This is a genomic window from Cupriavidus sp. 01T418, from assembly GCF_056398885.1.
In genome coordinates this window covers 1-12,676 of sequence record NZ_JBFTQG010000086.1, presented here as the reverse complement: position 1 = coordinate 12,676, position 12,676 = coordinate 1, and the positions used below count along the sequence as shown (strand labels likewise).

At 62.4% G+C, this 12,676-nt stretch carries 10 protein-coding genes and 4 pseudogenes; 9 read left to right on the top strand and 5 right to left on the bottom strand.

All coding sequences use genetic code 11. The features are described 5' to 3' along the window. Window positions 1-678 (bottom strand): Bug family tripartite tricarboxylate transporter substrate binding protein (locus tag AC1DQ3_RS35875; protein WP_477124838.1); only part of this gene is annotated, 678 nt, incomplete at its 3' end. A 490-nt stretch (window positions 679-1,168) separates the two neighbouring features. Between AC1DQ3_RS35875 and AC1DQ3_RS35870 the strand changes: the two genes are divergently transcribed. Beyond that, the gene (locus tag AC1DQ3_RS35870) at window positions 1,169-2,179 is read left to right on the top strand and encodes a zinc-dependent alcohol dehydrogenase family protein (RefSeq protein ID WP_477124837.1); all 1,011 of its coding nucleotides are present in this window, start codon (window positions 1,169-1,171) and stop codon (window positions 2,177-2,179) included. Between the two features lie 264 nt (window positions 2,180-2,443). Here AC1DQ3_RS35870 and AC1DQ3_RS35865 read toward each other — a convergent pair. Then, a pseudogene (locus AC1DQ3_RS35865) lies at window positions 2,444-2,750 on the bottom strand (3-methyl-2-oxobutanoate hydroxymethyltransferase); the annotation flags it as partial. 44 nt (window positions 2,751-2,794) lie between these two features. On the opposite strand from AC1DQ3_RS35865, the pseudogene AC1DQ3_RS35860 reads away from it, so the two are divergent. From AC1DQ3_RS35860 to AC1DQ3_RS35840, 5 genes and pseudogenes are all read left to right on the top strand, one after another. Then, a pseudogene (locus AC1DQ3_RS35860) lies at window positions 2,795-4,929 on the top strand (TonB-dependent receptor). Window positions 4,930-4,938: 9 nt separating this feature from the next. Beyond that, window positions 4,939-5,337 (top strand): annotated as a pseudogene (locus AC1DQ3_RS35855) (ferric iron reductase); the annotation flags it as partial. Then, on the top strand, window positions 5,334-6,110 hold the full coding sequence (locus AC1DQ3_RS35850) for an HpcH/HpaI aldolase family protein (RefSeq protein ID WP_477124836.1): 777 nt from the start codon (window positions 5,334-5,336) through the stop codon (window positions 6,108-6,110). The pseudogene AC1DQ3_RS35855 and the gene AC1DQ3_RS35850, both read left to right, overlap by 4 nt. 21 nt (window positions 6,111-6,131) lie before the next feature. Continuing rightward, the gene (locus AC1DQ3_RS35845) at window positions 6,132-7,340 is read left to right on the top strand and encodes a type III PLP-dependent enzyme (protein WP_477124835.1); all 1,209 of its coding nucleotides are present in this window, start codon (window positions 6,132-6,134) and stop codon (window positions 7,338-7,340) included. A 12-nt stretch (window positions 7,341-7,352) separates the two neighbouring features. After that, window positions 7,353-7,469, top strand: a pseudogene (locus tag AC1DQ3_RS35840) (IS6 family transposase); the annotation flags it as partial. 16 nt (window positions 7,470-7,485) lie between these two features. Here the strand turns inward: AC1DQ3_RS35840 and AC1DQ3_RS35835 are convergent. Then, window positions 7,486-8,106: a TetR/AcrR family transcriptional regulator gene (locus AC1DQ3_RS35835; RefSeq protein ID WP_477124834.1), complete on the bottom strand. Its 621-nt coding sequence runs from the start codon at window positions 8,104-8,106 to the stop codon at window positions 7,486-7,488. Window positions 8,107-8,199: 93 nt separating this feature from the next. On the opposite strand from AC1DQ3_RS35835, the gene AC1DQ3_RS35830 reads away from it, so the two are divergent. From AC1DQ3_RS35830 to AC1DQ3_RS35820, 3 genes are all read left to right on the top strand, one after another. Continuing rightward, entirely contained in the window at window positions 8,200-9,216 is a 1,017-nt protein-coding gene (locus tag AC1DQ3_RS35830; RefSeq protein WP_477124833.1) for a zinc-binding dehydrogenase, read from the top strand. Between the two features lie 129 nt (window positions 9,217-9,345). Beyond that, window positions 9,346-9,948: an NADPH-dependent F420 reductase gene (locus AC1DQ3_RS35825; protein ID WP_477124832.1), complete on the top strand. Its 603-nt coding sequence runs from the start codon at window positions 9,346-9,348 to the stop codon at window positions 9,946-9,948. Between the two features lie 257 nt (window positions 9,949-10,205). Then, window positions 10,206-10,946: an SDR family oxidoreductase gene (locus tag AC1DQ3_RS35820; protein WP_477124831.1), complete on the top strand. Its 741-nt coding sequence runs from the start codon at window positions 10,206-10,208 to the stop codon at window positions 10,944-10,946. Between the two features lie 151 nt (window positions 10,947-11,097). Here the strand turns inward: AC1DQ3_RS35820 and AC1DQ3_RS35815 are convergent, their stop codons facing one another. Then, window positions 11,098-11,556, bottom strand: coding sequence for a MaoC family dehydratase (locus AC1DQ3_RS35815; protein WP_477124830.1), 459 nt, complete (start codon window positions 11,554-11,556; stop codon window positions 11,098-11,100). A 313-nt stretch (window positions 11,557-11,869) separates the two neighbouring features. After that, window positions 11,870-12,676 (bottom strand): fumarylacetoacetate hydrolase family protein (locus tag AC1DQ3_RS35810; protein ID WP_477124829.1); only part of this gene is annotated, 807 nt, incomplete at its 5' end.

Here is a 12,676-nt window from a genome sequence, read left to right as displayed (position 1 = left end):
GCCGCGCACCTTCCCGGAACGCAGGAAGGGAACCGCCACGCTGGGATCGGTCCAGCCGATCTTCAGCACACCCGAGGAAAGCTCGGTGAGCAGTTGCGTGGATGTCCGGTATGGGACGTGTTCGCTCTTCATGCCGGTCTGCTTCTTCAGCCACTCCATCGTCAGGTTCGCGGACGAGCCGGTACCCCAGCTGCCATAGCTGTACTTATCCGGATTCGCCTTCACGAACGCGACGAGTCCAGGCAAGTCGTGCACCGGCAGATCCGGGCTCACCAGCAGCAACACCCCACCCACGGCTGTCTGCGCGATCGGCACGAGGCCCTTTCTTGCCTCTTGGGAAATGGACTTGATGACGGCCGGCGCAACCACCATGTTGGATCCCGTTGTGTAGAGAATCGTGTAACCATCCGGCGCCGCCTTGAGGACGGCGTTGGTCCCGATCACCCCACTGCCACCCGGCCGGTTCTCCACCACCACAGCCTGCTTCAGCGATTCGGAAAGACGCTGCGCCATGACCCGCGCCAGCGCGTCGGTTCCCGATCCGGGAGACGACGGCACGATCATTTGAATCGGGCGCGCGGGCCAGGCCGCCTGTGCCTGCACCGGGCCTGGTGCGCACAAGGCAATGAATGCCTCGGCGCACACCGTGACTGCGACTAGCTTTTTTAATATTGACATTGTCGTCCCCATGTATTTTAACTATTAACTAGCCTGCTACTTGCTGTCTGTCTCGCCAACCCACTGTGCAACAACCGATTTCTCGCGTCGCTGCGTATCGGCCGTTTCTCCTCTAACCAGTTGATGTCCGAGTGTCTGTGGTAACGAGCGAATCATTTGGCTTGGCGCCACTTCCCGCTTTACCTTGCGCGCCTTGAACTTGCCTTTTCATGACAGCCATCGGAGGACCCTGGTGCAAAGCGCGCCGCAGTGCGGCCGGCATTGCGTGCGTCCCGGCAGGCCGCAATGCTGATCGCCAGAGATCAGCGGCGGCTTCTGTTCGAGACGGGCAAGTTCAACGACAATGACAAAAAGCTGGCCACTGCGTAGTGCATGGCCTCGCACGCCACAGCAAGTGGATTCTCGAATTCGCGCGAAGCATCTTGGGGGAAGGAATGCATCCGAAACCTCTATCGAGACTGCTGCGCGTGTGAAATATCAGGAGAAGTGGATGACTGCATCGAAGGCGATTTACCTCGAGCCGCCGGGTGGACTCGAGTGTTTGGCCATTGGAAAGGCCGAAGCAAAGACACCCGGGCCCGGCGAAATCACAGTGCGCATTCGTGCAAGTTCGCTGAACTACCACGACTATGGCGTGGCAATTCGGGGGGTAGGGGCAATCCGGCGCATTCCGATGGCTGACGGAGCGGGCGAAGTCACGGCTGTAGGGCTCGGTGTGGAAACATTCGCAGTCGGAGATCATGTAGTTAGCACGTTCTTCCCGTCATGGCTGGATGGCGAGCCGCGCCTGTCCGACTTCGCGACCGTTCCAGGCGACGGCATTGACGGATTTGCGCGGGAGACCGTGACGCTGCCCGCGACCTCGTTCACACTGGCTCCAGCCGGTTATAGCCATGCGGAAGCGGCGACGCTTACGACGGCCGGCCTGACGGCCTGGCGAGCGCTTTTCGTCGATGGGGCCTTGAAGCTGGGAGAGACAGTGCTGGTGCTTGGAACCGGCGGCGTGTCGATCTTCGCCTTGCAGTTCGCCAAGAGCGCCGGCGCGACCGTGATCGCCACGTCATCCTCGGACGAAAAGCTTGCCCGGCTCCGTGAACTGGGCGCGGACTACGTGATCAACCATCGCGAGGACAAGCAGTGGGGCAACACCGTGCGCGAACTGACTGGTGGCGTGGGCGTTGACCATGTCATCGAAATCGGTGGCACCGCAACGCTGGAGCAATCGATGACAGCGGCGCGTGTCGGTGGACATATCGCTGTCATCGGCGTCCTGGCTGGCTCCGACGGGCCGCTAAATGTGAGGCAGATACTACGCAAGCAGTTGCGACTCACCGGCCTTCTGGTGGGTAGCCGGCGGCACCAGCTTGACATGGTGCGCGCACTCAATGTCAGCGGCATTCGCCCCGTCATCGACCGGCACTTTCCGCTGGATGAGATTGCCGACGCCTTTCGCTATCAGTCAACTCAGCAGCACTTAGGCAAGATTGTGCTGGATGTTTAAATCAGAAGCGGCATAAGCCACCCGGTTTTGGTAAACCGGGATGGCTATGTCGCAATAGGCTTCCGGTAGGTTGGGCCGCTGTCGAACTCAGCACGTAGGCGGCAGCGGGTCATGAACCTGGAAATGATGCCGAACAGAATGCGGTAATAATAGGCGATGCTGCCGGAAATTCCTCGGGGCCGTTCACCTCGGTTTGCCCGATCCAATATCCTTTTGCCATACAAATTCCTCTCTGGTAATTTGCCATGGGCTTAATGAATGCGCCTACCAAGCGTGTCGCGCGTTGTCCGGAAAGGAGCCATCCTTCACGGACACCACGTACTGTGCAAAGGCGTCCCGGATGCCGCCAGTGTCTTCCATGAAATTTCGACCGAACTTCGGCATTCACCCAAGATTCATCCCCAACATGTCATGCATGACAAGCATCTGCCCGGCGGCTCCGCTGCCGGCGCCAATGCCAATTGGTCGCGCATGACTGCAACTCCGCGGTAAGCCCCGCCGCCAATTGAGCTGGGTCCATCTCGAGCACGACCATCGCCGCCCCGGCTTCCTGAAGCGCCAGCGCATTGGTAAGCAACTGATTGGCCGCGCTTCCCTCACGCGCCTGCACTTACCCTGGCGGCGACGTCCGGCCGATGCCGGGTACGTCCGCTCACTCTTCTTGTAGCCGCCATCGGCGCGGGCACTCCGCTACTGTCCGAGGCGCAGGCCGTGGCCGCCGGCGCCGCCGTCGTGCAAACCGGCACAGCGGGTGCGGGTGCGAAGCAGGACGGCCCGTCGGCCCGGGCCGACGGCGGCGAGCTGAATGCGGTGGAGGTCAGGGTCGACCGGCTCAAGAGCGACCTCGTCAGCCCGACCCGGCAGGTGACGGTGCTGCAGCGCGAGGAAATCGAGGAACTGAAGGTGGGTTCCACCGGGATTCCGCGCGCAACCTGGCCACGATCGATTCGAGCAACATCGAGCGCATCGAAATCATGCGCGGCAGCAGTGCAATCTACGGCGCCGGCGCCAACGGCGGCATCATCTCGATCACCACGCGGCCCGCCGGCGCCCCGCCCGGCGCGGATACCAGCGTGACGCTGGGCACCCCGCTGACGCGGCTGAGCAAGGAAGGCCTGAGCGCCAATGTCCAGCAGCACTTCTCGGGCAGCCAGGGGCCGATCGACTATGCATTCCACCTGGGTGCGCAGCGTATCGGCAGCCCCTATGACGCCCATGGCCACCGCATCGCGCCGGAGCCGAGCCAGGGCGACCTCTTCGATTCCAACGTCTATAACGTGAGTGGCAAGCTGGGCTGGCGCATCGACAGCCAGCAGCGCATCGAACTGAGCGTGAGCCAGTACCAGGCCAGGCAGAACACCGACTACGCCTCCGATCCGTCGGTGGCCAGGCTGCCGCCCGGCACCGCGGCGGCGCGGGCGATCACGGGGCTGCAGCTGGAAAACCAGAACGAGTTGCGCAACACCGTGGTCAACCTCGGCTACCAGAACCTGGACCTGCTCGGCAGCACGGTGTCCACCCAGATCTACTACCGCGACTACTTCACCGCCTTCCCGCCGTTCGATGCGCGCGCGGTGGCCACGCGTGGCGGCAACGTGGACCAGGTCAGCCAGAACAGCGACATGTTCGGCGGGCGCCTGACCATCAGCACCCCGCTGGGTGCCGACAAGAAGACCAAGCTGCTGTGGGGCGCGGACTACAACCAGGAGCGCAGCGACATGCCGCTCGACGTGTTTGATCCGCGTGCCTACGACCAGAGCGGCGGGCTGGTCTTCAACAAGACCGGCTCGCTGACCTTTATGCCGCCGCTGACCACCCGCAGCGGCGGGATCTTTGGCCAGCTGCAGCACAAGTTCAACGAGCAGTGGTCGATGGAAGGCGGCGTGCGCTATGAACGCGCCAATGCCAGCTTCGACGACTTCGTGCCGCTGTCGCAGTCGAAGGTCAGCAACCCCATCGCGGTCAAGGGAGGCACGGTCAACTACGGCGCCTGGCTGTTCAACCTTGGCGGCGCCTACTCGCCGGTGAAAGGCCAGGAGTTCTACGCCTCGTTCGGCCAGGGCTTCCAGCTACCCGACATCGGCCTGCAGATCCGCAATGCACGCCCGGGCTTCGACATCAATTCGTCGAGCCTGGAGCCGGTCAAGACCAACAACTATGAAATTGGCTGGCGCGGCGCGTTCGGCAATACGCTGGCAACCCTTGCCGTCTTCTACACCACCTCGCAACTCGGTGATGTGCAGAGCTTCAACAACGGCCTGATCCTGACCCGCACCAAGGAGCACATCGCAGGCGTGGAGGCCTCCGCCGACTACCTGAACGACAGCGAGACCTGGGGTGYGGGCGGCACCTTCACCTGGATCAACGGGCGCGAGCAGCCCCAGGACAGCAGCAACTTCCAGAACATGACGGGCTATCGCATCCCGCCGCTGAAGCTGACCGCCTACGTCCAGTACCGGCCGATCAGCACATGGAGCAATCGCCTGCAGGTGACCTACTACGGCAGCCGCGACTACCGGCTCAACGGCAAGAACGGCTTCGGGCGGCGCGATGTCAGCAGCTACACCACCGTCGACCTGATCAGCCGCTACCAGGTCAGCAAGAAGGACACGATCACGCTGGGGATCGAGAACCTGTTCAACCGCTACTACTACCCGTTGTACAGCCAGCTGATGCGCAACAGCAACAACACCAGCCGCCTGCCGGCTGCGGGCATCACGCTGACCGCGATGTACCAGCACCGCTGGTAAAGCAGCCGCCGCTTCTCGCGGCAGTGGCTGTCCGGCACGGCCCCGCAACTCACGCCGCCGCCGGCGGAGCATGCGCGCGTCAATCCGAACTCGTTTATCGAAACGGACGATGCGGAGGAACTGCGTGACTTCACCTGCGACGCACTGTTCTTCGTCAACCTGGCTGAGCTCGCCCCGCTGCTTGCCGGGCATTACCAGCTCGAGGAAACAGCGTTCTGGACCATCGTCGCAGGCGTGATTCGCAGCTACCAGCGCGCGCACCCGCGCCTGGCCGAGAGCTTTCGGCGCTTCGACTGCTTCGCGCCCACCATGTCCATCGAATTGCTGGCCAGCCGCCGCTTCATGCCCGAAATCCGGCTGCGCACGCGGCAGGCGCCGAATCCGCTGGCGCTGGCGGAGGTGGCATGAGATCGCTGAAAGCGCGTTTGTCGGATCCGGGCGCCGGCCCGGTCCACGGCCTGTTCTGTTCGACGCCTGCGGCGCTGACCGTCGAGCTGATTGCCGCCGCCGGCTATGACTTCGTGGTGATCGACCTGGAACATACACTGGTCGATGGCGCACAGCGCAACGCGATGCTGCTGGCGGCACGCGCCAGTGGCATCGCGGCACTGGTGCGCGTGGGGGCGTCGCACCAGGTGGCGCCGGCGCTGGACGCCGGTGCCGAAGGCATCGTCTTCCCGCGCATCAGCGGCGTGACGCAGGCAAGGCAGGCGGCCCGCCTCTGCCACTACGCCCAGCACCCGCAGCTGTCTGGTGAGCGCGGGCTGAACGCTACCTGGCATAGCGCATTCGGCCGCGACGACCTTGCCGCGGCCACCGCCGCTGCCGGCGCCGCTACGCTGGTGGTGGCGATGATCGAAGACAGCGCGGCACTCGATGCGCTCGACGACATCGCCGCGGTACCCGGGATCGATGTGCTGCTCGAAGGCGCCGCGGACCTCTCGCAATCGCTGGGCGTGCCATGGCAGACGCGTCATCCGCTGGTGCAGGATGCCGTGGCGCGCATTGCCGACGCCGCGCGCCGGCACGGCAAGCACTTCTGCGCGCTGCCGCGCACCCCGGAGGACGCCGCGCAGTGGCGCCGGCAAGGCACCCGCATGCTGGTGCTCGGCGACGACCGCGGCATCGCGCGCCGGGCCATGGCTGCGCAGCTGCAGTCGCATTCCCGGTCATCAACATAAAGCCGCTCCTCTCGCCACAACATGAACCCGAAAATCATCACCCGTTACCTGGATGAACTAGATCCACGCAAGGGACCTGCGTGCGCATATCTCTATGACCTGAACCACCTGCGTTCGCGCGCAGCCGGCCTGGTTGCCGCCTTGCCCGGGGACTGCGATCTCTACTACGCGATCAAGGCCAACAGCGATGCGCCAGTGCTGCGCGCTCTGCTGGGCGCAACGGCAGGCTTCGAAGTCGCGTCGCTGGGCGAAATCGAACGCGTGCGCGCCGTCGACGCCGACGTGGCGGTCGTTTTCGGCGGCCCCGGCAAGACCGATGCCGAACTGGAGGGCGCGCTGCGCCTTGGCGTGCGGCTGATCCACGTGGAAAGCGCACTGCAGCTGCGCCGGCTGGAACGCATCGCCCAACGCGTGGAGCGGCGCGCCGACGTGCTGCTGCGCGTCAATCCGGCCTACAGCCTCCCTGGCGCCACGCTGCAGATGGGCGGGCGCCCCACGCAGTTCGGCATCGACCAGGCGGAACTCGCCGCCGTGATCGCGCTGGCACGCGACCTGCCCGGCGTGCGCGTGGTCGGGCTGCACCTGCACGCGGGCTCCAACAGCCTCGATGCCGACAATCATCTGGCGCTGATCGCACGCCATATCGCGCTGGCGCAGCAATGCCGGGACGAGCACGGGTTGACGCTGGAATGGCTGAATGTCGGCGGCGGCATCGGGATCGACTACGCCGATCCCGAGCGCACCTTCGACTGGCCGCGCTTCTGCGCGGGGCTGGCGCGGCTGTTGCAGGAGCTGCGGCCCGGCTGCCGCATCGTACTGGAATGCGGCCGGTTCATCAGCGCCGATTGCGGATGCTACGTGGCCGAAATCATCGACCTGAAGCACAATCACGGCAAGCACTTCGCCATCGTGCGCGGCGGCACGCATCATTTCCGGCTGCCGGTGTCCTGGCAGCACAATCACCCGTTCATCGTCGTGCCGAACGACGCGTGGCCTTACCCGTTTGCGCGCCCGGAACTCACGAATGCGAAGCTCACGATCTGCGGCGAGCTTTGCACGCCGAAGGACGTCTTCTCGCAGGAGGTGACGGTGCCGCGCGTGCGCGTTGGAGACCGCATCGTCTTTATGCTGGCGGGGGCATACGGCTGGCATATCTCGCATCACGACTTTCTTAGCCATCCGCATCCGGAGAGGGTGTTTGTGGGATCTGTCGCTGCAAGCGCCCGGTAGCATGTAGCGGTCTTGAATCCGGACATTGCGCAGGTCCTCAAGCGCCTGCACTACCCGCTGGAAGTGATGCTGACCTGCGTGCGCTGGTTTGTGGCCTACCCGCTCAGCCTGCGTCACCTTGAACAGGTGAGTTCCCCGGCGTCTTTCAACCGGGCCATGCCTGTATGGCGAAGTCTGCGATTGCCTTGAGCTTTTGAGGGCTGGCTCCGTCTCGCGCCTGGACGGCCATTCCACGAGTCACGGCGCTGTAGAAGGCAGCCACTGCAGGCACGTCGGTGCCAGCCGGCAGATCGCCATCTTCGATACCCCTGCGCAACCGCTGTGCCATCATCGCTTCAGCGTTTGCGCGGTGCCCGATCATCGTCTCACGAATAGAAGCGAGTTCCGGGGAAAGATGCGTGCCGGCCAGAGAGATCATGCAGCCCAACGGGTGGCTCTGGCGAGTGAACTCCACAGCACTGGCATGGAGAAGCTTCTCGAACGCTTCTCGCGTGTCGGCCGTATCGAAGAGTCTCCCGGCAAACCAGATTCCCGACACGCTCAGGTATGCGTCAGTCGCTTCCTTGTAGAGCAGCTCCTTGCTGCCGAACGAGTTATAGAAGCTCGATGGGCTGATCCCCATCGCATGGATCAATTGGTCGAAGGAGGTTCCTTCGTATCCCTGCTCCCAGAAGAGCGTCATTGCCCGGTTCAGGGCTTCCGCGCGATCGAAGGTCGAGGGCCTGCCGCGACTGCGCCGAGGTTGCGTATCTTTTTTTGTAGTCATGGCTCCAAAAATCATTGACAGGCTGTAGAGACGAACCTATTCTCGCATAGTGGAGCGATTACTCCAATAAACATTATGCAGAAGGAAGCCGTCATGCAACGAATTGTTCATACTAGCCACGGCGAACCCGCCGCCGTGCTTAGGCAAGAAGCGTTCTCCGATGCCCCCGCTGTTGTGAGCGGAACGGCTCTCGTGCGTGTGTCCGCGGCACCGGTCCACCCGGGCGACCTGCTGGGCGTTTCCGCCTCCCCTGCCTTTGGGGCGGCTCCCTTTATCCCCAGACAAGGTCGAGTGCCTGGCGTCGAAGGTGTAGGCGTGGTGGAAGCGCTGGCCGCTGGCATCGACCCTTCACACCCGGTTCAGGTCGGTACTCGCGTGGCTTTCTTTCCTGTCGACGGCACCTGGAGCTCCAGGATCGCCGCGCCCGTGCAATCCCTGATACCCGTGCCTGATGAAGTGAGCGATGAGGTCGCTGCACAGATGCTGGTCAACACACTGACTGCGCGACTGGCCATGCGAGCCGGTCACAATGCATTGCCTGAAGACAAGCGCAATGACGTCACGGTCATTCAGACGGCTGCCAATTCCGCGGTCGGCAAGCTGCTGACTCATCTGCTTATCGAAGTGGGTGTCAAGCCGATCCTGCTCGTCAGCTCCGCGGCGAGCGCACAAGCTCTCAAGGCTGCCCGACCAAACCTGCCTGTCATCGCCACCGAGAACCAGGGCTGGAAAGACGAACTTCGCGGTGCGCTTGTGAACAAGTCCGTCCATGTGGCATTCGACGGCGTCGGCGGTCCGCTCTTGTCCGACGTAGCGAGCTTTCTTGCACGCGGTGGAGCGATCGTCAGCTACGGCTCCTTGGGAGGAGAGACGACGGACATTCGTTCCATCGCTCCTCAAGCGCTGACCATCACGGGTGTGTCGCTATTCAACTGGCAATTCGAGCCTGCCACGGTACGCGCTGCGGACTTGGACAAGGCGCTCGAGCTCGCACGCAACTTTCCGGGCCTTTTCCCCATAGCGGAACGATATCAGGCGAGCCACTACCCGGAGGCGATTGCACACGCTTGCCGCAGAGGCAAGACCGGCATGGTGCTGCTCGCGTTCTAGGCGCTCCTTGTCATGAGGAGCGGCGGGTGATCGACCTGCGATCCGCCTGCTGACCATCCTGTTTCCGAAGTGCCTTGCTCCTGAGCGAGCATGGCCTTGTCAACTTACGTTTGCCACTGAGGTGTTGAAATGAAGATTGGTTTCATTGGAGCCGGTGCTGTAGCGCAGTCCATCGCCAATAGCGCCATTCAAGCAGGACATGAAGTTGTCCTGAGCGCGCGTCGCGGTCCGCATGCTTTGCTCGAGATCGTGGCCGGACTCGGCCCGAGGGCGTCGGCGGATACGGTCCAGGAGGTGGCCCAGCTCGAACTGGTAATGCTCGCCGTTCCATGGCTTCAAGTCCCGTCGGCCCTGGAAGGGTTGCCCAACTGGGCAGGCCGAATCCTGGTGGATACCACCAACCCCTTTACACAACTGGAACCTGAGCTCGTTCTGGCCGACCTGGGAGGAACCGGCGCCAGCGAAATCGTCGCAGCACATGCGCCAGGGGCTCGCGTGGTCAAGGCGTTCAATGCCATTCGCATGGCGCACTATGACAAGGGGCCGAGGTTTCATGACGGAAAGCGCGCAATCTTCGTTTCCGGCGACGACAAGGACGCAAAGGCCGTAGTGATCAGGCTCGTAGACGAGTTTGGCTATGCATCAGTGGACCTTGGYGGCCTGATTTCGGGCGGTCGCATGCAGCAAGCCGGTGGTCCGATTGCTGGCCGCGACTGGGTGGTGGCTCCGTAAGCCACAGATTGGACTTTGTCAGGGAGGCGCTCATCTCACGAAGTTAGCTATGGAACGTGCATGAGACCCGCAAGGAAATCCTCGCGGCGAGCCGGCGATTTCTCAGCAAAGCAGTCCCTTGGGCTACAGAAAGCAAGGACTGAGGCGTCATCGGTTTCTCGGCCAACCAACTTCCCTGACGACTGCCGTCGCTTGACAGCCTACCCTCATTAACTTAACGTTCGTTTACTAAACGTTGATTATTTCATGGAGGGACTATGACTTCGACCGACAAGCAGTCCAAGGTTGCATTGGTGATTGGCGCCGGCGACTCTACCGGGGGCGCCATCGCGAGGCGCTTCGCCAAAGAAGGCTATATCGCTTGCATTACTCGTCGTACGGCAGACAAGTTGCAACCACTGGTTGACAGCATTCGTGCGGAAGGCGGCCAAGCCTACGGCTACAGCAGCGACGCCCGAAAAGAAGAGTCCGTGGCGGCGCTATTCGAACAGATTGAAGCCGAGCACGGGCCGATTGAAGTACTTGTCTTCAACATCGGCGCAAATGTCCCTTGCAGCATCCTGGAAGAGACGCCTCGCAAGTACTTCAAGATATGGGAGATGGCTTGCTTCAGTGGCTTTCTCAATGCCCAGGCGGCAGCACGGCGCATGGTCGGTCGCGGTCGAGGTACGATCCTGTTCACTGGCGCCACCGCTGCTCTGCGCGGCGCGGCAAACTTCGCCGCGTTTGCTGGCGCCAAGCACGCCCTGCGAGCGCTGGCACAGAGCATGGCGCGAGAACTCGGTCCACAAAATATTCATGTCGCACATGTTGTGGTGGACAGTGCGATTGACACGGCGTTCATCCGTGATACGTTTCCGGAACGCTATGCCCTGAAGGAACAGGACGGTATTCTGAATCCGGATCACATCGCAGAGAATTACTGGTACCTGCATACTCAGCCTCGCGATGCGTGGACCTTCGAGTTGGATCTGCGCCCATACATGGAACGCTGGTAATACGGAAGCGCCCACCGCCCCGCTCTTGATTCGGATATTCGGACTTGAGCGGTCGGCTACAGCAGGCAACCCGGGTTCCTGCAAGCGGCAGGCCGGCGGCCTCGGCTCTGTCCAATAAGCTGCTTAACGCTTGCCCCTCATCGATCGAAGGTCATGAAACGCCGGCGGCACGCCGTTGCACGACCAAATTCACCACGAACACTTGTACCGGTTCATTCTTCTGATTGAAGGTTGTGCACCTTGCTTTCACGATGCCCTGTTCCGGCCGCGAGTTTGAAGTGCGAACATCCAGAATCTCGCTCTCGACCCGCAACTCATCGCCGGGTCGCACGGGGCGTGGCCAAAGCAACTCCTCCATGCCGGCACCAAGAATGCCTCCCGCGGGGCGAAACTCGCTATCGACTAGAAGGCGCATGGTCATGGCGGCAGTGTGCCAACCGCTCGCCGCCAGGCCTCGAAAGATCGAATTACGGGCCGCTTCCTCATCGATATGAAATGGCTGCGGATCGAACTCCGCAGCGAAGGATTTGATCCGCTCCGCGTCCACCAGCGACTTCCCCGACTGGTATTTTTGCCCCGGCGCCAGGTCTTCCAAGTACTGAATGCTCATCCTCAATGCTCCTTCCATTCCTTTTGGCATTGTCAGCGCAACTGGCGAACTGCATCGAGAAGCGCTTGCGAAAGCGCCTCCGAGCGTACCGCGCGAGCGAGCACCATGCCACCGAGCATTGTCGCATCACGATGCCTGCGTGTCACGTATGCCTCCACCATGGCCCGGCGAGCACTCGCGTGAGATCCAGTACGCGGATGTGATTGGGCGCACCCATCGCAGCTATTCCTATTGATTGGAATTCACTGCGCAAGACACTCGCGTTTGCGGACGCTGATATCCATGCGTCTGACCGGCGCGCCTGCTCGCGCGCTCACTCCCATTGCGCCGGAAGGACTTCTCCACGGTTCTCACCAAAACCGATGCGTGCGTACCCAGGCCGTTCGCACCAACCCGTCATCACCACGACATCGCCATCTTCGAGAAAAGAGCGGGTCTCGCCGGAGCCTAGCTGGATGGGCGTTCGGCCTGCTTCTGTTAGTTCGATGAGCGCACCGGCCTCCGTTGCCGTCGGACCCGAAATGGTTCCACTGCCCAGCAGATCACCGCTGCGCAGGTTGCAACCCCCTACCGTGTGATGGGCGACCATTTGCGCGACGGTCCAGTACTGGTGGCGAAAGCTTGTTCGCGAAACAGGCGTCGGAGGCATCGCGCCGAGACGATGGCTCTTCGTTTCCAACGCGACCTCGAGCTGAATGTCGACCGCACCGCTTTCCAGCACGACCGGTGAAGCCAGATACGAAAGCGGCGACGGGTCGCCTGATGGCCTCTCCCATGCAACGCGGAAGGGTGCCAGCGCGTCCATCGTGACAATCCACGGGGAAAGCGTCGTGGCGAAGTTCTTGGCAAGAAACGGCCCTAGCGGGGCCGACTCCCAGGACTGAATGTCGCGCGCGGACCAATCATTGAGCAGGCACAGCCCAAATACGTGCTCTTCGGCCTTGTCGATGGGAATGCGCGTGCCCTGCTCGTTGCCGACACCGATGAAGATTCCCAGTTCCAGTTCGTAGTCGAGCCGGGTGCTCGCTCCCAGTTCGGGCTGGCCCTGTCCGGCCAGCACGCGCTGGCCGACAGGCCGCCGGACTATCTGGCCAGAGAGCCCGATGCTCGACGCACGGCC